This is a genomic window from Pseudomonas sp. AC211 (assembly GCF_979258055.1).
Genome location: NZ_OZ409830.1, coordinates 2484028 through 2507407, shown reverse-complemented (window position 1 = coordinate 2507407; position 23380 = coordinate 2484028). Strand labels below are relative to the sequence as shown.

The 23380-nt window shown below is 62.8% G+C and carries 18 protein-coding genes and 2 pseudogenes; 3 read left to right on the top strand and 17 right to left on the bottom strand.

Features of this window, described 5'->3' with window-relative positions:
* Nucleotides 1-22: 22 nt before the first annotated feature.
* From ACZZZP_RS11775 to ACZZZP_RS11755, 5 genes are all read right to left on the bottom strand, one after another.
* Nucleotides 23-1189 carry a zinc-dependent alcohol dehydrogenase gene (locus ACZZZP_RS11775; protein WP_122495798.1) on the bottom strand — a complete coding sequence of 389 codons (1167 nt, stop codon included), beginning with the start codon at nucleotides 1187-1189 and terminating at the stop codon, nucleotides 23-25.
* An 89-nt stretch (nucleotides 1190-1278) separates the two neighbouring features.
* Entirely contained in the window at nucleotides 1279-1635 is a 357-nt protein-coding gene (locus tag ACZZZP_RS11770; protein WP_122450971.1) for a DUF3509 domain-containing protein, read from the bottom strand.
* Nucleotides 1636-1851: 216 nt separating this feature from the next.
* Complete coding sequence (locus ACZZZP_RS11765; RefSeq protein ID WP_463382836.1) at nucleotides 1852-2067, bottom strand: hypothetical protein; 216 nt, start codon at nucleotides 2065-2067, stop codon at nucleotides 1852-1854.
* 158 nt (nucleotides 2068-2225) lie between these two features.
* Nucleotides 2226-2429 carry a hypothetical protein gene (locus ACZZZP_RS11760; protein WP_122495801.1) on the bottom strand — a complete coding sequence of 68 codons (204 nt, stop codon included), beginning with the start codon at nucleotides 2427-2429 and terminating at the stop codon, nucleotides 2226-2228.
* Between the two features lie 130 nt (nucleotides 2430-2559).
* The gene (locus tag ACZZZP_RS11755; RefSeq protein ID WP_463382835.1) at nucleotides 2560-2958 is read right to left on the bottom strand and encodes a RidA family protein; all 399 of its coding nucleotides are present in this window, start codon (nucleotides 2956-2958) and stop codon (nucleotides 2560-2562) included.
* A gap of 123 nt (nucleotides 2959-3081) precedes the next feature.
* Between ACZZZP_RS11755 and ACZZZP_RS11750 the strand changes: the two genes are divergently transcribed.
* Together ACZZZP_RS11750 and ACZZZP_RS11745 are read left to right on the top strand one after the other, a co-directional pair.
* Nucleotides 3082-3993 carry a LysR family transcriptional regulator gene (locus ACZZZP_RS11750; RefSeq protein ID WP_463382834.1) on the top strand — a complete coding sequence of 304 codons (912 nt, stop codon included), beginning with the start codon at nucleotides 3082-3084 and terminating at the stop codon, nucleotides 3991-3993.
* A 190-nt stretch (nucleotides 3994-4183) separates the two neighbouring features.
* Nucleotides 4184-5815: a methyl-accepting chemotaxis protein gene (locus ACZZZP_RS11745; protein WP_463382833.1), complete on the top strand. Its 1632-nt coding sequence runs from the start codon at nucleotides 4184-4186 to the stop codon at nucleotides 5813-5815.
* Nucleotides 5816-5858: 43 nt separating this feature from the next.
* Here the strand turns inward: ACZZZP_RS11745 and ACZZZP_RS11740 are convergent, their stop codons facing one another.
* Together ACZZZP_RS11740 and ACZZZP_RS11735 are read right to left on the bottom strand one after the other, a co-directional pair.
* Complete coding sequence (locus ACZZZP_RS11740) at nucleotides 5859-7442, bottom strand: rhodanese-related sulfurtransferase (protein WP_463382832.1); 1584 nt, start codon at nucleotides 7440-7442, stop codon at nucleotides 5859-5861.
* Nucleotides 7439-8047, bottom strand: coding sequence for a cysteine dioxygenase family protein (locus ACZZZP_RS11735; RefSeq protein WP_463536541.1), 609 nt, complete (start codon nucleotides 8045-8047; stop codon nucleotides 7439-7441). The genes ACZZZP_RS11740 and ACZZZP_RS11735 overlap by 4 nt, the downstream gene beginning before the upstream one ends.
* A gap of 108 nt (nucleotides 8048-8155) precedes the next feature.
* Between ACZZZP_RS11735 and ACZZZP_RS11730 the strand changes: the two genes are divergently transcribed.
* Nucleotides 8156-9052 (top strand): LysR family transcriptional regulator, encoded by an 897-nt coding sequence (locus ACZZZP_RS11730; protein ID WP_463382830.1) that lies wholly within the window; start codon nucleotides 8156-8158, stop codon nucleotides 9050-9052.
* 106 nt (nucleotides 9053-9158) lie between these two features.
* Here the strand turns inward: ACZZZP_RS11730 and ACZZZP_RS11725 are convergent.
* The 10 genes and pseudogenes from ACZZZP_RS11725 to glgA all read right to left on the bottom strand — a co-directional run bounded on the left by ACZZZP_RS11725 (nucleotide 9159) and on the right by glgA (nucleotide 23145).
* Nucleotides 9159-9823 (bottom strand): annotated as a pseudogene (locus ACZZZP_RS11725) (glycosyltransferase family 2 protein).
* Nucleotides 9820-10431 carry a class I SAM-dependent methyltransferase gene (locus ACZZZP_RS11720; RefSeq protein WP_122495816.1) on the bottom strand — a complete coding sequence of 204 codons (612 nt, stop codon included), beginning with the start codon at nucleotides 10429-10431 and terminating at the stop codon, nucleotides 9820-9822. Before ACZZZP_RS11720 ends, ACZZZP_RS11725 begins: the two are co-directional and overlap by 4 nt.
* Nucleotides 10432-10441: 10 nt before the next feature.
* Nucleotides 10442-11206, bottom strand: a complete 765-nt coding sequence (locus ACZZZP_RS11715; protein ID WP_122495818.1) for a PIG-L family deacetylase — start codon at nucleotides 11204-11206, stop codon at nucleotides 10442-10444.
* Entirely contained in the window at nucleotides 11203-12240 is a 1038-nt protein-coding gene (locus ACZZZP_RS11710; protein ID WP_463382828.1) for an acyl-CoA dehydrogenase, read from the bottom strand. The genes ACZZZP_RS11715 and ACZZZP_RS11710 overlap by 4 nt, the downstream gene beginning before the upstream one ends.
* Nucleotides 12241-12266: 26 nt before the next feature.
* Nucleotides 12267-14432 carry a glycogen debranching protein GlgX gene (gene glgX / locus ACZZZP_RS11705; RefSeq protein ID WP_122495821.1) on the bottom strand — a complete coding sequence of 722 codons (2166 nt, stop codon included), beginning with the start codon at nucleotides 14430-14432 and terminating at the stop codon, nucleotides 12267-12269.
* Between the two features lie 68 nt (nucleotides 14433-14500).
* Nucleotides 14501-14896 (bottom strand): DUF2934 domain-containing protein, encoded by a 396-nt coding sequence (locus tag ACZZZP_RS11700; protein ID WP_463536540.1) that lies wholly within the window; start codon nucleotides 14894-14896, stop codon nucleotides 14501-14503.
* A pseudogene (locus ACZZZP_RS11695) lies at nucleotides 14893-17755 on the bottom strand (malto-oligosyltrehalose synthase). Before ACZZZP_RS11695 ends, ACZZZP_RS11700 begins: the two are co-directional and overlap by 4 nt.
* The gene (gene malQ / locus ACZZZP_RS11690) at nucleotides 17748-19841 is read right to left on the bottom strand and encodes a 4-alpha-glucanotransferase (protein WP_463382826.1); all 2094 of its coding nucleotides are present in this window, start codon (nucleotides 19839-19841) and stop codon (nucleotides 17748-17750) included. The pseudogene ACZZZP_RS11695 and the gene malQ overlap by 8 nt, the downstream one beginning before the upstream one ends.
* Nucleotides 19838-21610 (bottom strand): malto-oligosyltrehalose trehalohydrolase, encoded by a 1773-nt coding sequence (gene treZ / locus ACZZZP_RS11685; RefSeq protein ID WP_463382825.1) that lies wholly within the window; start codon nucleotides 21608-21610, stop codon nucleotides 19838-19840. The genes malQ and treZ overlap by 4 nt, the downstream gene beginning before the upstream one ends.
* The gene (gene glgA, locus ACZZZP_RS11680; protein WP_463384702.1) at nucleotides 21610-23145 is read right to left on the bottom strand and encodes a glycogen synthase GlgA; all 1536 of its coding nucleotides are present in this window, start codon (nucleotides 23143-23145) and stop codon (nucleotides 21610-21612) included. The genes treZ and glgA overlap by 1 nt, the downstream gene beginning before the upstream one ends.
* Between the last annotated feature and the right edge of the window lie 235 nt (nucleotides 23146-23380).

Below are 23380 nucleotides of genomic sequence, written 5' to 3'. Positions count from 1 at the left end.
GTCTCGTTTTTTACCCGGTGGATCAGGGCCGCAAAATCACCTTGCGGCATTCGTCGTCGGCTTTGTCGAAGATCTTGTAGCCCTCGGCCGCATCGGACAGGTTCATGCGGTGGCTGATGATGATTTCCGGGTGCAGCTCGCCGCGTTGAATGTGTTCGAGCAAGGTCGGCAGGGTGCCGTGCACATGGGTTTGGCCCATCTTGAAGGTCAGGCCTTTGTCGAAGGCATCGCCGAACAGGAAGCCGTGGATGAAGCCGGCATACACGCCCGGCACACTCACGGTGCCGCCACGGCGAACAGCGGCGATGCATTGACGTAACGCCTTGCCGCTGCTGCCTTCTATTTTCAGGGTGGAGAGCACGGTTTCGGTGGTGCTGCCCTTGGCTTCAAAACCCACGGCGTCAATCACCGCGTCCACGCCACGGTGGCCGGCCGTTTGCTCGATGATGGCGGCGGCCGGGTCGTCGACGTCGCGGAAGTTGATCGGTATCGCGCCGTAGGTGCGCATGGCGTAGTCGAGGCGATAGGGGTGCTGGTCGACAATGAAAATCTGCTCGGCGCCGAGCAGTCGCGCGCAAGCCGCCGACATCAAACCGACCGGCCCGGCGCCGTAAATGGCGACGCTGCTGCCTGGTTTTATCCCCGCGTTTACGGCGGCCTGGTAGCCGGTGGGCAAAATGTCGGTCAGGAACAGCACGCGTTCGTCGTCGAGTTCATCCGGCACTTTGAACGGTCCGGCGTTGGCCTTCGGCACGCGCACCAGTTCGGCCTGACCGCCCGGCATGCCGCCATACAAATGGCTGTAGCCGAACAACGCTGCGCCCGAGGGAATCTGCTTTTTATTAAGGATGGCGCCACGGTCCGGGTTGGTGGTTTCGCAGGCCGCGTGCAGGTTCATGTCGCAGAAGAAGCAGCTGCCGCAGGCAATCACAAACGGCACGATGACGCGGTCGCCTTTGGCCACGGCAGTCACCGCGCTGCCAACTTCTTCGACGATGCCCATGAACTCATGGCCGAAAATATCGCCGTGTTTTACGGCGGGAATCTTGCCGCGATACAGGTGCAAGTCCGAGCCGCAGATGGCGGTGGCGGTCACCCGCAGAATGATGTCGTCCGGCTCTTGAATGATGGGGTCGGGTACGTTGTCGACCTTGACGTTATGGCTTCCGTGATAGGTCAGTGCGCGCATGGGAATGGTCTCCTGATGCTGGGCAAAAAAATCCCGGCGCCTTACGGAGCCGGGCAAGTCTATCGCTGAGGGAAATCGTGCTGCGACGCTTAGGCCGACATGGCCGCATTGAGATGCGGACGCATGTGAGCCAGTGGACGCTGGGACAGGCGCTTGGCCTTGGTGACGTGGATCGGGCCTTCATAGGTGGGCAGGCGTTGCCACACCCAATGAGCACCGGCGCCTTTCCAGCACAGCTCGCCAGAGGCCAGCTTCATGTCGCGCTGAATGTCGCGCACCACGTCTTTGATTTTGGCTTCGTTGAATACCGCTTCGCTGGCAATCACCTTGGTGATCTGTTGCTCGCCGCACTGCAAATTCAGCAGCAGCGTACCGTCCGGGCGAGGGGTCACGGCCACTTGTTGGTCTGGGAAGGATTGGAAGAGGTAGTTGATCGCCAGTTGCATTGTTTGTGCTCTCCGATTTTTGTTTGAGATGCAAACAAGAGAGCAGCAGGCGTGCCAATTTTTAACTGGGATGAAAGCCTTTTAAAATCAAGCAGTTAGCTTACGCTGATATCACCGTAGTATTTGCAGACTGCATGGTGAGGCGGGGAGGCGATTGCAAACTGCAAGTTCGATATCAGCCCGAAGCGCCCATTGCAGGCGCTCGGGGGGCACTACTCAGGCGCGTTTCAGGCCTTCGCTGGCAATTTCGTGGCGAGCCGCCTGGAGCAATTCGGCGTCGACGTTCAGACGGTGAATCACATTAAGCAGCTGCTGTTTCAGCAATTGATCGTTGCTCGCTTCGGCGGCTCGCATCATGGCGATGGCGGCGGTTTGATTGTTGGCGGCAACGTTGTCGAGGGTTTTGCACAGGTTACGGATGCTGCGATTCACAAGCCTTACTCCTGAATTCGAGGCTGCACTGTAGGGCGGCGATATTGCGATTTGATGGCTGGCTGACGACGGTTTGGTTCCGTTATCGGCCAGCTGTTGCCTCATTGACCCAGGCCGCTGAGCTTTGGTTGCAAGAATAAATCGCCGCTGTGCTTGCCTTACTGCGCGGCCTCGCCAAGCCCGGCATAAGTGGACAACAGCACCTCGCCCAGAAGCGGATGCGGCGCTTCTACGCGTTCTTTGAGTTTGTCGGCGAAGTGCATGGCCGAATCCTGGTCGGAAAAGGAAATGGCCATGTTGCCGGTGGTGACCATCCAGGTTTCACGGTTAGCGGTCGTCTGTTTTTGTACTGCGATGTCCATGTTCGCCTCCTGCGGCTGGGTTTCAGCCGGTCAAAAAAAATGCCAACCCAGGGTCGGCAAATTATCGAGCACACACGCAATAAGCTGCGTGGAAGTAGGGTGAACCGGCTTTATGACGACTTGATGATGCTCAGGCGCCGTTCGGCAGTTTGGCGATGACTTTGATTTCAAAGTCGAAACCGTACAGCCAGGTCACGCCCACGCAGGTGATATTCGGGAACGGTGCTTCGCCCCAGAACTCGGGCACCACGGTCCAGATGGCTTCGAATTTCTCCTGCGGGTCGACGATGAATACCGTTACGTCCACCACATCGTGGAAGGTGCAATCGGCAGCGGCGAGCACGGCGTTGAGGTTACGGAAAGCGGTACGCACCTGGGTGAGCAGGTCCGGTTCCGGCGAGCCGTCTTCGCGGCTGCCGACCTGGCCGGAAACGAACAGAAAACCGTTGGAGCGAACGGCTGGCGAGTAGCGGTTGATCTCGTACAGCGCCTGGCGGCCTTCGGGGAAAACGACGTCGCGGTTGTTCATGGCAAAGCCTCGTATCAGTGGATGTGCGGCCACTCTAGGTCTTGGCCTGCAGTCAATAAACGCGCAACCTTGGCCAGCACTGTTTGTGCTTTCCAAACAATCAAGCCGCCAAGGAACCCGCCCATGGACCGTTTCGACGCAATGCTGGCCTTCGCCCGGGTGGTGGAAGCGGGCAGTTTCACCAAGGCCGCCGACACCCTGCACATGAGCAAAACCACAGTCACGCAGCTGATTCAGCAACTGGAAGCCAGGCTGCGGGTAAAGCTGCTGAACCGCACCACGCGCAAGCTCAACCTCACCGCCGATGGCGCCGTGTATTACGAGCGCGTGGTGCGCTTGCTGGGCGAGCTGGACGATGCCGAGACCAGTCTGTCGAGTGCCGCCACGGCGCCGCGCGGCCGGCTGCGGGTCGATGTGCCCAGTCCGCTGGCGACCACCTTGCTGATACCGGCGTTGCCTGAGTTTTACGCGCGCTATCCGGATATTCAGATCGACATGGGCGTGAGCGACCGCATGGTCGACCTGATCGGCGAGAAGGTGGACTGCGTGGTGCGCGGCGGCGAGCTGCTCGACCAATCGCTGATGGCGCGCAAGGTCGGCGATTTGCAGTTGGGCGTGTACGCCGCGCCGGACTATCTGCGGCGCATGGGCACCCCGGCTCACCCGCGCGACCTGGAAGAGTCGGCGCACCGCGTGGTCGGCTACCTGTGGGCGCGAACCGGCAAAACCTTGCCCTATTCCTTGCACAAGGCAGACGACACCGTGCATTTGCGGGGCCGGTACGCGCTGGCGGTAGACGACGGCAATGCGTATCTGGCCGCCGGTATTGCCGGCTTGGGCATGTTGTGGCTGCCGGCTTATATGGCCACAGCGCCGGTGGCGGCGGGGCAGTTGGTGCCGCTGTTTGAAGACTGGCAGATGGAGCCGATGCCGCTTTACCTGGCGTATCCGCCGAACCGGCATGTGAGTTTGAAGCTGCGGGTGTTTATTGAGTGGGTGGTGGAGGTGATGGCGCGGTATGCGCCGGTGAGGTGATAGGGCTGGCGCACTTGTTACTGGTCCTGGGTGGCCCGCTTTGTGGTATCGCCCTACACGGGTGTAATCCGTTTCGCATTAATCCGCAGACCCTTTCGCGAGCCTAATTCAGTCCTGTACTTCGCACCTATCTGAAGCCGCTGCTTGCTTTCCGGTGCGATGTGGTTTCCCACCCCACTGGACGACTCTCATGATGCTTCGACGGATTAACCTCGGCTTTCGCTCAACCCTGTGCTTCGGCCTGTTTTGTGTGGTGATTGCCGGGCTCGGTTTCGCCGCGCTGCGCCAAGCCAGCACGCTGAACGATGTCAGCACCTACTTCCAGATGCAGATCGTGCCGGCCGTTAAGGAGCTGGGTGATCTGGACAGCAACTTTTCCAAAATCAACGCCGCCGACAGCATTTTGCGCAACGCCGTGGAAACCCAGGATTCACGCGAGGCGGCCGCCGCCGAGATTCAGCGTTGGCGCGCCAAGATCGACGCCAACCTCGACCGCATCGCCGCGCTGCCCTTGAGTACGGATGAGCAGACTGCGCTGGACACCTTGCGTGCAGCGGTCGTGCTGTTCGACCGCAATCAGGAACAGTATTTGCGCCTGATCGATGCGGGCGACGTGGCTGGCGCTGCCGCCTTCAACGAAGCCACATTGCGTGGCAGCAGCGCCGCGTTGCAACAGCAGATCAAGGACTTCGCCGCGGCCAAAAACGAACTGGCCGCTGACTACAGTGCCCAGGCCAAGCGCGCCTACGACGACACCTTTGTGTGGGTAATCGGTTACAACGTGTTTGCCGTTCTGGTGTGCATTGGCATGGCCTGGCTGTACACCCGCAGCGTGCTCAAGCCGGTGCGCCAGGCGCTGGCCATCGCCGAGCGAATTGCTGACAACGATTTGAGCGGCGCCGTGATCGTCGACGGTAATGACGAAATGGCGCGCCTGCTTAAAGCGTTGGCAACCATGCAAAACAACCTGTGCCAGGCACTGGGCAAAATCAGCGATTCCTCCGCGCAACTGGCCGCCACCTCGGAACAGATGCACTGCATCACCGAAGGCGCGTCACAGGGCATGGAGCGCCAGGCGTCGGAAGTGGAACTGGCGGCTACGGCGGTTACGCAAATGAGTGCGGCCATCGAAGAAGTTGCTCGCAACGCCGCCGGTGCGCTGGAAGTGGCCACCCAAACCAGCGCGGCGGCCAACCATGGCTGCGAGCGAGTGGACGAAACCCTCGCCGCCATCGCGCAGATGGTGGACAGCGTGCAAGACACCTCAAGCAGCGTGGAGGAGTTGGCCGGCGTTGCCACGGATATCAACAAGGTGCTGGCGGTGATCCGCTCGGTGGCTGAGCAAACCAACTTGCTCGCACTCAATGCCGCCATTGAAGCGGCCCGAGCCGGCGAGGCAGGGCGCGGATTTGCCGTGGTGGCCGATGAAGTGCGGGCGTTGGCGCGGCGCACTCAGTCTGCCACCCAGGACATCGAAACCATGGTCACCGGCATCCACACCCGCAGCGGCGCCGCGCTTGAAGCCATGGCGCTGACCAGCGAACAGGCCGGGCGCACGCAAGAGTTGTCGGCTGCGGCCGGCGCGGCGCTGGTGCTGATCAATCAGGCGATTGAGCAGATCAACGAGCGCAGCCTGATGATCGCCACGGCTGCCGAGCAGCAAACCCATGTGGCCTATGAAGTGGATCGCAGCCTGATCAGCATCCGCGACCTGGCGTCGCAATCCAACGAAGGCGCGCAGCAAACCACCATTGCCAGCGGCGAGCTTTCGTACCTGGCGGTAGACCTGAGTCAGTTGGTCCGTCAGTTCAAAGTTGCCTGATTGGCGTGCCAGGGCGCATCGGTGCCCTGGCTGGTGCAAGCCGTCAGATCACGAAAAAACCATGAGTGGCGTCGCGTTCCAGTTGCGCCACCAAACCGTATTCCCAATCCAGATACCCCTGCATCGCCGCCACCGCATTGTCGGTGCCTTCATACGGGCGGCGATAGCGGTCAATACGTGGCGAAACCAAGTGGGTTTCGCCTGCCTCCAGCGGCAAGCCGGCTGCAATCCACGCGGCGGTGCCGCCTTCCAATACGCTCACCGGCACGCTCGTTAGGGCTTGCAAATCAGCCGCTGCAAATCGCGCCAACAGACTGCTGCCGCACGTCAGCACATACCGTTCTGCCACCGGCAATAGCTCAAGCGCTTCGCGCAGATGGGCCCGCAATAACCAGTAAGCGCCGGGGATGTGGCGTTTGACGTAGTTGGCGCTGCTGGTGAAATCGAGGAGCACGGTGCCGGCTGTTTGTTGCCACTCGCTGAGGGTTTGCGCTGTGATGCTGTCCACCTTCGCAATGGCTGGCAGAGGCGCTTGCCACGGGCCTGTGGCGGTGAATGACTGCACAGGCTGTGGCGCCAGTACCCACGTTTCCCAACCCATTTGCGCCAGCCACGACGCACTCATGGGCGCGCGCACGCCGTCATTGTCGACCAGCACCAGGCGGGCGCCGCGCACGCTGGCGACGTGGTCGGTTTCCTGCACCAGTTGACCGCCTTCAACCCACCGCGCGCCGGGCAAATGCCCAGCTTCGTATTCCTCGGCCGTGCGTACATCGAAGAGGTAAGTGGTGCGGCTATCGTCGGCCTGCCAAGCGCTCAACTGCTCCAGCGTGGCTTCGCGCACGCCGGCTTGTTCCGCGACCCGACGGGCGCTGTCGCGGGCAGCGGGCAAATGCGTTGGCGTGTCGTGGTTGAAGCGCCGCGCCTGGCCGTGTTCCAGCGTCTGGCCGGCCAGCGTCCAGCCGATGGTGCCGTTGCGCAGCGCCGCCACCTTGTTGGGAATGCCGGCGTTTACCAGCGACTGGGTGCCAATGATGCTGCGCGTGCGGCCGGCGCAATTGACGATTACTTGGGTGCTGGGGTCTGGCGCTAGCTCGCGCACCCGCAGCACCAATTCGGCGCCCGGCACGCTGATGGAGCCGGGGATGTTCATGGTCTGGTATTCGTCGAACCGCCGCGCATCGAGTACCACCACATTGGCCTTTTCGCTTAACAGCGCCTGCACCTCTTCGGCCGCTAACGAGGGCGTGTGCCGACGGCTTTCCACCAGTTCACCAAAGGCTTTGCTCGGCACGTTAACGTCACGAAACAGCTCGCCACCGGCTTCGCGCCAGCCGCTTAAACCACCTTGCAGCAACGCCACGTCGCTGTAACCCAGGGCGAGTATGCGTTCAGCCGCCCGCTCGGCCAGGCCTTCGCCGTCGTCGTAGACCGTAATCGGCGTATGGCGGTGCGGCACGCGTGCATAGATTTCCACCTCCAACTTGGACAGCGGCACATTGGCCGCAAACAGCGGATGGGCTTCGGCGAAGGGCGCTTCTTCACGCACGTCCAGCAGCGCCAATTCCTGGCGGGCGAGCAGGGCGGTGCGAAGGTCCGCGTACTGACGATGGGCAAAGTCACTCATGGCGCAGGGTTCTCTTTGGACAGGTCCCAGATGTTGGGCAAGTGGTCGTTGGCATAACCGGAGATAAACGGCTTTTCGCTGCCGTCAGCGAGGTATACCGCGCGCTTCACCGCGCCGATGTTGCCGCCGTAGACGTGAATGCTGATGGAGGTACGGTCGCTGAACGCGTTGCGCACCTGATGGATATCGCCGATGCGCGGCGACACAGCCTCCACCTGGCCGGGCGTCAATCGCTGCGCCGGGCCGCTGGGCTGCAAGGCACCGTTGCTGGCGCGGCTGAACCCCTGGGCATCTTCAGCGCCGCGCAACATGCCAATGAGGCCCCAGACGCGGTGGTCATGCGACCGGTGTTTCCTGCCCTGGCCCCAGACAAAGCCGACCACGCTGAAACGCTGCGCCGAATCGACATGCAGCAGGTATTGCTGATAACGCTCGGCACTGGGCTGGGCGAAAGCGGCCGCAAGCCAATCGTCGACACTGACCAAGTCACCCAGCAGCTGCGCGCCGCGTTCGATCAGCACATCTTCCTGTGGGCGCGCGTCGAGCAGGTCGGCAAAGCCGCCGATAAACCCCCGCAAGCGAGCAACGTTGCTGTTTTGTGCCATGGTTCCCTCCGCCTGGATTAATCCGTTAGGGATCACGCTATCCCTCTGCAGGCGAAAGGTATTATTCTTAACTGGTATTTTTCCACTATTTTATTATGTGAAAAAAGAATGAAGATAGACGATATTGACGCCTTCGTGGCCGTCATCCGAAGTCAGTCCATCAGCCAGGCCGCCGAAACCCTGCAACTCACCCAGCCGGCAATAACGCGGCGCGTGCAGAACTTCGAAGACGACCTGGGCGCCAATCTGCTCGACCGCAACACCAAGCCGCTGAAGCCGACGTCGCTGGGCATGCGCGTGTATGAGCAGTGCTTGAACGTGCAGCGCGAAATGGGCGCCTTGCGCGAGTTGGTATTAAGCGACGCCGCACCCACCGGCACCCTGCGCCTGGGCGTGCCGCAAACCATCGGCGACGTGGTGCTGCTCGATGCCCTCAGCCAGCTGAAAACGCTGTATCCCGACCTGCAGGCGCAAGTCTCGACGGGCTGGGGTAGCCATCTTCTCGGCAAAATCGAGAACGGTGAACTGGACGCCGTGGCCGCGCTGTTTCCCGCCGGCAAAGTGTTCCCGGAAGCGATGGTCGGCCGCTCGCTGGCGCGCATGAACCTGGTGGTAGTCGCGGCCAAAGGCGACGTGCGCAAACGCAGCTACAAACTCGCCGACTGCTACCAACGCGGCTGGGTGCTCAACCCCGACGGCTGCGGCTTTCGCGCCGGCCTGCAACGGGCGCTGAGTGCGGAGGGGCTGTCACTGAAAGTGAACCTGGAAACCTTTGGCACCGAGCTGCAACTGGGCTTGATCGCCAACGGCCTCGGCTACGGCCTGGTGCCAATGCCGCTGCTGGAAAACAGCAGCCATCGGCAACGCCTGGAAATTGTGCCGGTGAGCGATTTCAAGCCGGTGATCGACCTGTGGCTGGTGCACCCGCGCTTTCTCGGCAATTTGCAGGGGCCGGTGGCGGAGTTTGGCGAGATGGTGGCCAAGCGGGTGGGGTTTAGAGGCTAGAACGAGGGTTGCAGCAATGGCGACTCAAGCGGATCGCCGCCTGGCCGCTCCTACAATCGGGGAAACAGTCCCATTGTGAGCGCGAGCAGGCGGCGGTCCGTTTTAGCTAAGCGGCTTGCGGCTCATATGCCAAACCGCGCAGATAATCGGCAAAACCGCCCGCCATACGTACATCCAACCGCGCGCTGGTGGTCACTTGCGGCAGTGCCGACCAGGCAATGCTCGCGCCGGTCGCTTGAAGCGGCCGATCAACGCCACATCCTCATCGACTACCAACGGTTCAAACCCACCGGCGCGCGTATAGGCCAGCGCACTGAAGCCCAGGTTTGCACCGTGGATATGCCGATGCCCATCGCCGTTGTGATAACGAGCGCGGTACAGCGCTTGGGCCTCGTCGGGGATATCGCCCCAGTCGGCGATCTGCACGGTGCCGCACACCACATCGGTGCCCTGGCGCAGCTGCGCCACCAGCCAGTCTTCGGCCACTTCGCTGTCGGCGTCGGTGCAGGCCAGCCAGCGGGCGCCTTGGTCGAGCATCAGGCGGATGCCTTGCAGGCGCGCTTCACCGACGTTGCGGGCATCGACCGCCAGGGTCGCCACGTCGAATTGCAGGGCAATGTGCGCCGAGGCGTCGGTGCAGCTGTCGAGCACCACCAGAACGTGCACGGTTTCGCCGTTCAGCTCTGGGTGCGCGGCGGCGCGTTGCACGGCTTGCAGGCACTTGCCCAGCAGGGCCTCTTCGTTGTGTACCGGGATGATTACTCCAATCATGTTTCTCTCCTGATCAGGCCTTCTTGCTCAGCAACAGAGGCGGGGTTTTCGCTCCACACCTCCATCAAAAAATCCGTTTCCTGGTGCCAGACCAGGCGCGGCATGCGCAGCAGTTTGTGCAATTCGTTGTGCACTTCATCGCCGGTGTGCGGGCACCCGTCGATGGGGTGGCGCCAATGGCAGGCGACCAGCGTGCCGCCCGGTGCCAGGGCGTAGCGCATGGTGAAAATCAGTTGGGTAAGGTCGGTGCTGTCCAGGTAGTAACCCAGCTCGCTGAACACAATCAGGTCGAATTTACCGGGCGGCCATTCTTTGGGCAGCCGGCCCTGCCAGAACTGCACGTTATGGCGCTGCCCGAGCCGGGCCCGGGCGATCTCCAAAGCGGTGGTCGAGGTGTCGCAGCACAGCAGTTGCCCGCTGCGGTTGGCCAGCCGCGCGCTCAGCTCGCCGTTGGCGCAGCCCAGCTCCAACACGCTGCGGTAGCGGTGATGGGGCAGGGCCGAGAGGGTGAGATTACGTTTGCGCCGTTCGTACCAGCGTGTGCGCATGGCCCAAGGGTCGGCATCGGCGCGGAAAAGGCCTTCAAAGTAGCTATCCGCCACGCTCATGACGCGCCCCTCAAACAAAGATCAACTCGAACGGCTGCTGCAAGCGCTCCACGGCGCAGGCAGGCAATACGGGTGGCAAATCAGCCTGCGGGTCGGCGTGAATCTGACTGGCAAAGGCTTGAATGGCGTGGCGTTTGCGCGCCTGCGTCCAGGTGTCCAGAGGCAGCTTGCGGGCACGTTCCCAAGGAATTCGTGCGTCTTCAGGATGGGCCCAGTGCCAGGCCCAGATCGGAATTTCCTTGACCGGCACGTCGAGGCGTTCAGCAGCCTGCAAACAAGCGGCAGCGGTGGCTTCGTGGTCGCTGTGGCCGTCTTCGCGCCAGGTGGTAAACAGCACGTCGGTGGGCAGCAGATAACCGAGCAGAAACTGCGTCAGGTCGTGCTGGAACAGGTGAACTTGGGTATCGGGCAGCCCGGCATGCAGCCATTTGTATTGGCTTTGGTCCAGGCCAAGGCGGCGCAGGGCCTGTGCGCTTTCCAGCGGGCGGGCGATGCTCAGGCGTTGCGGCGTCCAGTAATGCGAGCCCAGGTTGCTCGCCGTGCCAGCGGTAACGGAAACCAGCAATACCGGAATATGGCGCGCCGCCAACTGTTGCAGCAGGCCGCCGCAGCCCAGGACTTCATCGTCCGGGTGTGGCGCGACGATGACGGCGCGCGACCCCACCGGCATCAGTTCGTCGATGCTGATCGGGGCGACATCCGCAAGGCGCCGGGACTGGTTCCAGGCGTGTAAGGGCGTACCGATAAGCTGGCTATTGATCAGGTTGGGCTTCATATCATCCAGCTTCCTTCCGGTTCATCTGCAACCCGCTCACCCTGAGCGGCGAGGTCGCGTTCTGCATGGCTCTGTCTCAGATAGACAGGCAGGTCTGCCAGCAGTTGGGCAAATTTTTCATCCAAACAATAAGGCGCCGCGCCAAGCGCTCGGCCCACATGCTCGAGCGCCCGGTTGGCGGCCCACTCGCACAGGCTGCGCAAGCGCCGCGCCAGGAGTTCCGCGTTGGCGTAGGGGTTGTCGTCGGCCCACTGGGCGCCGGCACGCAAGCCGTCGGCAGCGGCGCTAAGCGCGGTGTCCAGCGCGCCCAAGTGCGCCAATGCATGGGGTTCGGCATGGGCGAGGCAATGGCGGCGCAAGGCTTCACCCACCGCCTGGGCCGCGCCAAACCAGCACGCGGCAATACCTGCGCCGCCTTGCCAGAAACCCGGACGCTGCAAATAGGCGCCCGGAGGCCCGATGCAATGCCCGCGCGCCTGTTCGAAATTCACCGACACGCTGCCGGTAGCCGCCATGCCGACGGCGTGCCAACCCTCGTCCAGCACCGTGACGCCTGGCTGTTGCAGGGAAACGGCGACTAGCTGTTGTTGGCCTTCTTCGTCCCAGCACGTAAGCAGCGCGTGGCTAATCTGCGTGGCGCCGGAACACCAGGCTTTGCGCCCGTCCAGGCGAACATCCTGGGCGGAGGTGCGCGAGTTGATATGCACTTTTGCCTGCGGCGGTTCTGCGGCCCACATGCCCCATGTGCTGTCGGCGGGCATGGCGTAGCGCGCGGCTTGGTCCACGCAATCGACCTCGGCCAGAATGGCCAAGGCGTCGGTGTGGCCTTCGTAGAGTTTGCACAGGCTCAGATCAGTCGCCGCGACGCTGGCCAAACCGCGCCAGCGGTGCAACGTGGCGCCGCTGGCGGGATAGGGAAGGCGGTCGAGGCCTTCGTTGACCAACTGTTTGAGCACCTGGCCCGGTTGTCGAACCGGGCAGGTGAGGGCGGCGAGAAACGCCTGCAGGTCGGCGTCGCTGTAGTGACGTTCCATGCGGCGGTCTCCGTTGAGGGCCAGCGTTACGCGTTGGCGTCGCGCTGCAGCTCGAACAACAACAGTGAACGGCTGGTGACGGTGAACTCGTCGCCAAACTCGAACACTTCGTGGCTGTGGTCTTCGGGACGATTGCTGTCCAACAAGCACTTCCAGTTCATGCCCTGGGCGACTTCCGGCAGGGTGAAGTTGACCACGTCATGGTGCGAGTTAAGCACCAGCAGCAAGGTCGCGTCAGCGCCTTTGCGGCGGATGCCGGTGGGTTGCGCACGACCGTCCATGAGCATGCCCAGGCAGCGGGCATGAGGGTCTTGCCACTGCTCTTCAGTCATCTCGTTGCCGCACGGCGACAGCCAGGTGACGTCCTTGACCCCGAGTTCCTCGTTGTACTGGCCAACCAGGAAGCGGCCACGACGCAGGATCGGGAAGGCTTTGCGCAGGCTGATGACCCGTCGCGTGAACTCCATCAGGCTGCGGCCTTCGTCGTCCAGCTCCCAATCCACCCAGCCGATCTCGTTGTCTTGGCAATACACGTTGTTGTTGCCGCCCTGGGTGCGACTGAATTCGTCGCCGGCCACCAGCATCGGTGTGCCTTGGGACAGCAGCAACGTCGCCAGCATGTTGCGCATCTGGCGCAGGCGCAGGGTGCGAATTTCCGGGTCGTCGGTCGGGCCTTCGGCGCCGTGGTTCCACGAGATGTTGTTGTCGCTGCCGTCGCGGTTGTCTTCACCGTTGGCGTCGTTGTGTTTGTGGTCGTACGACACCACGTCGCGCAGGGTGAAACCGTCGTGGGCGGTGATGAAGTTCACCGAGGCAAACGGGCGGCGGCCGCGTTGGTTGAACAGGTCGCCGGACGCTGTCAGGCGGCTTGCCAGTTCGGCGACTTGGCCTTCGTCGCCGCGCCAGAACGCGCGCACATTGTCACGGAAGCGGTCGTTCCACTCGGCCCAGCCCGGCGGGAAGCCGCCGACCTGATAGCCGCCGGGACCGCAGTCCCACGGCTCGGCGATGAGTTTGGTTTTGCTCAGCACCGGGTCCTGGCGACAGGCAACCAAGAAGCTGTGGCGCTCGTCGAAGCCATCGGCGTAGCGGCCGAGAATGGTCGCCAGGTCGAAGCGGAAACCGTCCACGCGCATTTCCGTGGCCCAATAGCGCAGCGAGTCGGTGACCATTTGCAGCACGCACGGGTGGCTCAGGTCCAGCGTATTGCCGGTGCCGGAATCGTTGATGTAATGGCGTTTATCGCTGGGCAGCAGGCGGTAGTAACTGGCGTTGTCGATGCCGCGCATGCTCAGGGTCGGGCCCATCTCGTTGCCCTCGGCCGTGTGGTTGTAAACCACGTCGAGCAGCACTTCCAAACCCGCGTCGTGCAGGTGGGCGACCATTTCTTTGAATTCGTTGATATGCCCGCTCGCCGAGTAGCCGGCGTGGGGCGCGAAGAAGGCGATGGTGTTGTAGCCCCAATAGTTGTTCATGCCTTTTTCGAGCAGGTGTTTGTCGTCGACAAACCCGTGCACGGGCAGCAGCTCGATGGTGGAAACGCCGAGCTTTTTGATGTGCTGCAGCAGGTCCGGGTTCATCAGTCCGGCGTAGGTGCCACGCAGGTTTTCAGCCACGGCGGGGTGACGCATGCTGGTGCCGCGCACGTGGGCTTCGTAAATGATCGTGCTGTCCCACGGCACGCGCACATGGGGGCGCTCGCCCCAGGTGAACGCTGGGTCGATAACTTTGCTTTTCGGCACGAATTTGGCGCTGTCGCGCTTATCGAAACTGAGGTCGGCGTCTTTGTGGCCGATGGTGTAGCCGAACAGCGCTTCAGACCATTTCAGCTTGCCAACCAACTGTTTGGCGTAGGGGTCGATCAACAGTTTGTTGGGGTTGAAACGGTGCCCGGCCGAGGGCTCGTACGGGCCGTATACGCGGTAGCCATAAATTTGCCCGGGGTGCGCGTCGGGCAGGTAGCCGTGCCAGATTTCGTCGGTGTATTCAGGCAGCACGATGCGTTCGAGTTCGGTTTCACCGGTGCTGTCGAACAGGCACAGCTCCACTTTCGTGGCATGGGCGGAGAACAGCGCAAAGTTGACGCCGAGGCCATCCCAGGTTGCGCCCAGGGGGAACGGATGGCCTTCAGAAATGCGCGATTGCCGCACGACTTGCGGCGCCCCAGTGGGCGATTTATGCGGCTTGGTCATGGGTGACGATTCCTTCGATTCAACATTGAATTCCGATAACGATCACTTCACGCCGACTAGCCTGTGATTCAGGCCTTAGGCGGTTTGGCGGCCGGTTTTTTTGCCGCGGCTGGTTTGTTGGCAGCCGGTTTAGCGGGCTTGCTGTCAGTAGATTTGGCTGGCGCAGCGGCTTTCGGTTCAGGTGATTTTTCGGCGGTTTTTTTCGCCGCAGGTTTTGCTGGCTTGGCTTCCAGCAACGCGGGTTTTTCAGCCTTGGCGGCCGGTTTTTTCGCCGCTGGAATCGCCGGGTTCGGCGCCGGCAAGGTTTTACCTTTGACCGTTTTCTTCGCGGCCGGCACGCCGGCTTCGGAGGCGGCCAGCTTCAGCGCCATTTGCCAATGGCGTTCGGCTTGGCCTTCGGGTTTGCCTTCCGATTCCCAGATTTGGAATGCGAATTCACTAACGCGTTTTTCGTCGATGCTCATGGCCGAGGCTCCTGAAAGGGGTGAAGCAAAGTGACCGGGAAATCCCGCAGGAGGTGGGCGACGTCAAGGCGACCGTCCACCGGGGTGTGGCTGCTGGCAGTAAAAGCGCTGATCAGCGTGTGACGGCTGAGTTCGGGCGGCAGCACGAGGTGCGTGTCACCCCAGGCGCTGGCAGGAATCAATGGCGTGGCGCTGTCACCGAGCAGGTTCGCGGCCAGGCGCGGTACCAGCACGATCACAAACTGCTCATCGTCGACATAACGGGCGAACGCCAACACGCGGTCGGCCTGACTGCCAGCGACGGTCAGCGGCCGGTAACTGCCGGCCGAAAACACCTGTGGCTGGCAGGCGCGCAGGTGCAAGGTGTGGCGAATCAGGCCCTGTTTCAACGGGCCGTCGGCCCAGTGCGCAAGCTGCTCGCTAATGGCTTTGGGCTGGCTCAAGGCGCCCTGGCGCGCGGCGAAATCCACCGGGCGGCGGTTGTCCGGGTCGACCAGGCTGAAGTCCCAGAATTCGGCGCCCTGGTACAGGTCGGGTACGCCGGGCGTGGTCATGCGCAGCAGCGTCTGCACCAGGCCATTGAGGGCGCCGGCGGGCGCTAGCGAGGCCGCCGCGTTGGCGATGTCTTTGCGCAATTCCAGGGCTTCGGGGCTTTGCAGCAGTTGCTGCAAGAAGCTGCGGCAAGCGCCTTCGTAAGCCTCGTTGTTGGCGCTCCAGCTGCTGCGCAGTTTGGCTTCGCGCAGCGCTTTTTCCTGCCAGCCAACCAAGCGCTGGAAGTAGGCGTCCAGGCCGGTTTGGTCGTCACCAGCCAGGCCTAGGGGCCAACTGCCGAGCAGGGTTTGGTACAGCATCATTTCGTCGCCGGCACTCGGCGCCATGCCGTCGGTGAGTTCTTGGCGCAGCGGCGCCGCCATCGGCCACCAGCGGTCGATGTGCTCCACCAGCCAGGTTGAGCGCTCACTGATGGCCGCCAAGCGCGCACGGGTGTCTTCGCCGCGTTTGTGGTCGTGGGTGGCGGTGGTCAGCAGGTTGTTGGGCAGGTGCTCGGCGCGGCGTTGCCAGCTCGCTTCGATCTCGGCCACCGGCGCGCTGAAGTGCTGCGGGTCGAAGCCCACATCGTTGCGCGACAGCAGCACGGCGCTGCGGTAGCACGCGGTGTCTTCCACGGCTTTGGCGGCAGCGGGCGAGGTGAGTTGTTGAAAGCGCGTGAGCATTTTCTGCCGCTGCCGGCGCGCCGGGCCTGGGGGCAACTGACGCAGTGCTTCGCCACCCAGCCAGCGGTCGAGGTAGTCGAGAATCGGCCAGTCGGCTTCGCTGAGGTTGTTGCGCGCGGCTTCCAAGGCTTGAGCGAAGAACAGCTGATCCTGCTCGGAACGGCCATGCCCGCCGGCATAGGTGCGGTACACCGGGAAGTGCACGATCAATTCCAGCAGCGCACGGCGGATGGAGCCGAGCGTCAGGTCGCGGGTATAAACGTCATCGCGGGCGACCAACAACAAGCCCTGCGCCAGCGCTTCAAGGTCGCCGGCCAGGGTGCCGTTGAGCACCAGGTTTCGCGCCTCGCGCACCTCGTCCATAAAGTTGGCGGTTCGGCCGCTGCGGGTTTCCCACAGGTCGGCCAATTGCAGTTGGCCAATGGGGTCGTGCTGCAGGAGCGACACCTCGTTCATAAATTCGTAGCCGGTGGTGCCATCCACCGCCCAGTTGGTGGGCAACTGCTCGCCGGCGCCGATGATTTTTTCCACATAAATCGGGAACGGCAGCGCCTTGCCCTGAGCGTCGCGCAGCTCGCTCGGGCGTTTGTTCAGCAAGCCGTTCACTCGCCGGCGCAGTTTGCGGCAGTAGCTGCCGGGGTTGGCCAGACCATCGACGTGGTCGATGCGCAGCCCGTCCACCAAGCCGCGCTGAATCAGCTCGAAAATTTTCGCGTGGGTGGCTTCGAACACGCGGTTGCGCTCAACCCGCAAGCCGCCCAGTTCGTTGATGTCGAAGAAGCGCCGCCAGTTGATGTCGTCAGCCGCGGTGCGCCAGCTCGCCAGGCGATAGTGCTGGCGTTCGAGCAGGCGGTGCAGGTTGTCGAAGGCGTATTGGTCAATGCTGCCGCTGTCGTCGATTTTGCCGCTCACCACTTCGAAGTGGCTGACCGCCTCGGCCAGCGCCAAGCCCACGTCCGGCACCTGGACCGCCTCGGCAAGATCCGCGCGAATTTGTCGGGCGCTGTGCCCAGGCCATGGGGTCGACGTCGAGGCTTTCGAAGCGCGCGGCGAAGGCTTGCAGCGTCGCGTCTTCGCTGGTCTTCAGCACGTCGGCGTAGGTGGGAGGGCAGAGCGGGAAGCGGTGTTCGTAGTGCTGGGCATACAAGCTGCCGGTTTCGGCTTCGAACTTCAGTTCGATTTCCCCGGCGCCGAGCACTTCGCCGTAATCGGTGCGCAGGAAGGGCACCAGCAGTTGGCCGACCATCAGCGGGTCGTGGGAGCGCCACTGAATGTCGAAGAAATTCGCGTAGGGGCTGGTCGGGCCCCATTCGAGTACGTCGAGCCACCACGGGTTGGCGTCGCCGCCCACGGCCATGTGGTTGGAGACGATGTCCAGCAGCAAGCCCATGCCATGGGCACGCAGCTCCGCTACCAGGCGCAGCAGCGCTTCTTCGCCGCCTAATTCCGGGTTGATGCGAGTCGGGTCGACCACGTCGTAGCCGTGGGTAGAGCCGGGCCGCGCGGTGAGAATGGGCGAGGCATAGAGGTGGCTGATGCCCAGGTCGGCGAAATAGCGAACCAGCGGCACGGCGTCGTCGAGGGTGAAGTCTTTATGAAATTGCAGACGGACTGTGGCCGTCAGTGGACGTAGTGGCTTAGTCATTGCGGTGTCTCGATGGCGCTAAGTGATCACGGGCGCGGCGCGCTTGGTCGAGGCGTTCCAGCCGTTGGCTCGGTTCGGGGCGGTCGAGCATATCGGCGGCGTTCATGCTCCAGCGGCGGCGCCAGTTGGGGTGCGTGTCGCCGGGGCCGGGCAGGTTGGGTTGTTCGAATTCGCCCATGGCGTCTTCCAACGGCAGCAGCACCAATGGCGCCGGCGTGCTGCCGAGGAACGAGACGCTGGCGTCCAGTTGCTCGGTGATGCTGTTGTCGCGAATGGGCAGCAATGCGCAGTCTTGAAAGGCTTTGTGCAGGTTGTGCTTTTCCCAGTGGCGATGGCTGCGGTCGTCGACGCTCTGTTCGGGCGTCGATTGCCCGGCCATCTCCCGCCATTCGATATCGCGGCCTTGCATCCAGCCGTGCAGGGTGGGCAGGTCGTGGGTGGTGGTGGTCGCCAACGCGTCGTCCGGCCACTGCGGTGCGGGAATAAAGGCGCCGTCCTTTTGCTCGAACAGCAGCACGCGCATGCCGAGCAGGCGGCTTCGCCCGAGTTCTTCACGCAAACCGTCGGGCACAGTGCCGAGGTCTTCGCCAATCACCAGTGCGCGGTTGCGCCACGACTCCAGCGCCACCAGGCGCAGCAAGTCTTGGAGCGGATAGTTCAGGTACGCGCCGGCTTGCGGCGGCGCGCCCTGCGGAATCACCCACAGGCGTTGCAAGCCCATCACATGATCGATGCGCACACCGCCTACGTGGGCAAGGTTGGCTTGCAGCATTTCGATAAAGGCGCGGTAACCGTTGCGGCGCAAGCCGTCTGGTGAGAACGCCGAGATGCCCCAGCTCTGGCCCTGACGGTTGAGGATGTCGGGTGGCGCGCCAACGGTGAGGCTTTGCAACAGTTCGTCCTGGCGCGACCAGGCCTGGCTGCCGGCGCCATCGGCACCCACGGCCAGGTCGGCGATCAGGCCAATTTTCATCCCGGCGTTCAACGCAGCGGCCTGGGCGCGGCCCATGCTGCGCGCCATCAACCATTGGCAGAAGGCGTGGTAGCCAACTTCCTGGGCGTGGTCGGCGGCGAACAGGTCGACATTGGCATGGTGCGGGTCGCGGTAATGCTCCGGCCAGGTGCGCCAGTCGCCGGACATTTCGTTGCGCACCATAAAGCCCTGCAAGGCTTCGAAGCGGCAGTGCTGCAACAGTGCGTCGCCGCCGCACAGCAAGAACTTATCGAAGTCCGGCGTCAGCGCGTTGTGCTGGTCGCGGAAGGTTTGATAGAGCTGGCGCAGCAGGCGCTGGCGGCTATCCGTGACGCCCGGCCAGTCGACCAGGTCGAGGCTTTCGAGCTGTTTGCGGTTGTCGTGCAGGCCACAGATTTGCAGCGCGTCGTTGACGGCCGCGTCGCCAAGAATCATGTCTGGCGCGGCGTGCAAGGCGTTGAACAGTAAGCGGCTGGAGGGCGAGTACGGACTGTACTGGCCCGGCCAGGCGCTGAACATGGCGTGCATGGGGCTGATGGCCAGCGCGTCGGCGCCATGGTGGGCAGCGCTGCGCGCCAGGTCGGCAAGCGCCTGCATATCGCCGAGCCCGCCGTCGTTATTACGGCGCAGCGAATACACCTGTGCGGTCAGGCCCCAGATGTGCCGGCGCTGGCCGTCGGTCAACTCTTCCACGCTCAGGCAGGCGGGCGGGGCGACGGCGACGGTGATCAGCCGCTCGCCAATTTGCAGGCGGTGATAACCGTAGTCGGCAATGGCCGGCAGGCAGCCGTGGCCATCGAGACGCCCGTCCACTCGACGGCCGTTTTCCAAATGCAGGCTGAAGGGCGTGTTGGCGCCAAACTCGCTGGCCAGTGACAGCGGCTTGTGCATCTCGTGGGTCAGCAGCGGATCGAGTTCGCGGCGGTGCTGTTGCTGTTCAAGGTGCGCCAGGCTGGCCGCGATTTGTTGCGGGCTTTGGGCCGCGTATCCCAGGGCTTCGACCAACGCTCGTTGGGCGTCGGGATCTACGCGTTGCGGCCGGCCGTTGGCGTCTACCCAGTCGACGCTCAGTCCTGCTGCGGTAGACAGGCTGGCCAGTTGCTCGTCGCTCATGCGCTTTCCTCTAATGATGCCAATGCGCTAAATGGGCCGCGCAAGCCTTGTTGCGCAGCGTGCAAGTCGATGCGGTTGCCGAAGATGACGCGCGCCGCCGGCCCCAACGGCGGGGCGCTGACGGGCTGGCTGCTGAGGTTGAGGTCAATGCGCAGCTTGCTGCCGTCGCCCAGCGTCCAGTTGGCGCTCACGGCTTTGTCGCCCAGCACTTGCACATGGCCGGGGCGGCTGCCGGGAAGTAGCGGCACGATTAGCTGCTGACGCAGCTCCAACAACTTGCGGTAGTAAATGCGCCAGGCTTGATGGCTGGGCTCGATGTCCGGCGCGTAGTCGGGCAGCGAGGCGTTGAAGGTGCCGAGTTTGTTCGGGTCGGGAATGCTGTCGCGGATGGCAGCATCCTGGAACACGGCGAAGTCTTTGAACTCGTTGCGCCGGCCATCGCGCACGGCAACGGCCAGTTCGTCATGGTGGTCGGTGAAGAATAGAAATGACTGGCGTGAGCCCCATTCCTCGCCCATGAACAACAGTGGAATCATCGGCGACAGCAGCAACAGCACAGTGGCGGCCTTCAAGGCGTCCGGGTCGCAGAGGGTGCTTAGCCGCTCGCCAAAGGCACGGTTGCCCACTTGGTCGTGGTTCTGCAGAAACAGTACGAAGGCGGTGGGCGGCAGGTGCCCGCTGGGTTCGCCACGGGTGTGCCCGTGACGATTTTCCTGGCCCTGGTAGACGAAGCCTTCTTGCAGGCAGCGGGCGAGTTTCTCGGTCGGCTGCTGGCAATAATCCTGGTAGTAGCCCTCGTGCTCGTCGGTGAGCAACACGTGCAAGGTGTTGTGGCCGTCGTCGTTCCACTGTGCATCGAAGCCGGCTTGCAGCAATTCGGCGCTGTTGTGCTCGTTTTCCAGCACCAGGTGCAGGTGACGATCCAGGGGCACCGAGGCGCGCAGGCGCTGGGCCATTTCGATCAGAAAGTCTTTCTCGCTGATGGCGTGCACCGCGTCGAAGCGCAGGCCGTCGACGCGGTAGTCGTGCACCCACATCAGCGCGTTTTCGATAAAAAAGTCACGCACCTGGGCGCGGCGGAAGTCGATAGACGGGCCCCAAGGCGTGGTGATGTCTTCGCGAAAGAAATCCTTGGCGTACAAGCCGAGGTAATTGCCGTCTGGCCCGAAGTGGTTGTAGACCACGTCGACAAACACCATCAGGCCCAAGCCATGGGCGGTGTCGATCAGATGGCGCAGCTCATCGGGGCTGCCGTAGTTGTGCTGCGGCGCAAACGGCAGCACGCCGTCGTAACCCCAGTTACGTTCGCCGGGAAACTGGTTTATCGGCATCAGTTCGATGGCGGTGACGCCCAGCTCGCGTAAATCGGCGAGCCGCTGCTCAACACCGGCAAAGCCGCCCAGCAGTCCTACATGCACTTCGTACAACACCGTTTCGTGCCATGGCCGGCCGCGCCAGTCGGCTTGTTGCCAAGCGTAGGCGGTGGGGTCGGTTACCAGGCTGAAGCCGTGCACGGTGTCTTGCTGGGCGCGAGAGGCGGGGTCGGGTACTTGCTGGCCGCCGTCGATGCGGTAGGCGTACGCGCCTCCAATCGGGCAAGGCAGCTCGGCGCGAAACCAGCCCTCGGTCTCTTTCTGCAAGGGCTGCGCGCTGCCATCGGCAAACACCACGTCAACCGTGTTGGCTTGCGGTGCCCAGAGCGCGAAGCGGGTGAGTCCCTCCGCTACGGGGAGGGCGCCGTGTGCCGGCCGGGTGGTCGGCGCCGACATCACCATTGCCCTCGCGCACGGGCGGCTTTTTGTTGCAGCAGGTCTTTGTACAGACGGTCGTAGGGTTCAACCGACTGCTTCCAGAACAGCGGCGAGGCCATGGCGCGGCAGCGCATGGCGTTCAGCAGCTCGGGGTATTGGAAAACCGTGAGGGCGCGCTGCACCGCGTCTTTGTAGCTCTCGGCGGTAGCGTCGCGGAACAGGAAGCCGGTGACGCCATCTTCGATGGTGTCGGCCAGGCCGCCGGTCTTGCGCGCGATGGGTAGCGAACCAAAGCGCTGGGCGTACATCTGGCTCAGGCCGCACGGCTCGAAGCGCGACGGCATGAGCAGGAAGTCGCTGCCGGCAAACATGCGGCGGGCGTCGGTTTCGTTGAAGCCGACTTTCACACCGACCCGACCGGGGTAGCGTTTGGCCATTTCGGTGAGGGCCTGTTCCAGCTCCGGCTCACCGCGACCGATCACCGCCAGGCGACCGCCGCCTTGAACGATGGTGTCGACCACTTCGAGGGTCAGGTCGATACCTTTTTGCTGCACCAGACGCGAGACCACGGCGAACAGGGGGCCGCTATCGGCATCCAGGCCAAACAGCTGCTCGACGTATTCGGCGTTTTGTTTCTTCCCGCCCAGGTTGTGCATGCTGAAGTTGGCAATCAGGTGGGTGTCGGTGCGTGGGTCCCAGCTTTCGTCGATGCCATTGGTGATGCCGCTGAGGCTGCCCTCGTTGGTCTTCACCTGAAGCATGCCTTGCATACCGCAGCCGAACGCCTCGGTGGTGATTTCCTGGGCATAGGTATGGCTGACGGTGGTGATGTGGTCGGCGTAGGTGATGCCGGCCTTGAGCAGCGACAGCTTGCCGTAGAACTCCATGCCTTCCGGCCCGCAGGCTTCCGGCGGCAGGGCGAGTTCGGGGCTGCAATGCATGTCGATCATTCCCTGGTAGGCCAGGTTGTGAATGGTGAACACGCAGGGCGTGTCTTGCTCCTGCCACTTCATATAGGCGGGCGTGAGGGCCGTCGGCCAGTCGTTGGCGTGGACCAGGTCCGGGCACCAGCTGATGCAGGCGGTGCCGGCGGCGATGTCGGCAGCGGCCATGCCCAGACGGGCGAAGCGGATATGGTTGTCTGGCCAGTCGCGGCTGTTGACGTCGCCATAGGGCGTGCCTTCGCGCTCGTACAGCTCGGGGCTGATCAGCACGTACACGATCAGGCCGTCGGGCAAGTCCATGCGGCCGATCTTGCACGAAGGAAGCGCGGCATGGCCTTTAACTTCGCCGATCACGCGCAGCGGGTGGCCGCTTTCCAGCACTTGCGGGTAGCCGGGAATCAGCACCCGAATGTCATGTTGGCCGGAGAGGGCGCGGGGCAGGGCAGCGGACACATCGCCAAGGCCGCCCACCTTGATCAAGTCAGCCAGCTCGGACGTCACGAAGAGGATTTTTTTCTTATTGGGATACAGCGTTTTTGGCTTGGTGCTTTCAACCGGAGGTTGAGCCTTGGGGGCGACAATCGAAGCGAAATCGTCTAACCGTTCCATCGCTAGTGCAGTTCCCATGTGTTCCTCCCGTGGCGCCGGTCGTTCACGAGCCGGCGCTCATTTCGCTAAGTCGACCGCGCAAAAAAAGATTGTCAGTCGCGTAAAAAAACGCTTCGCATCGGCTACGCCAATACGAATTCGAATAAGTGTGTTGGAGTGGTTTGGCCCTGTCGGAACAGGTCTTGCCCCTACGTAAGTGCTGACTGGCCGGTCCGCGAAAAAGTTTCTACTTTTT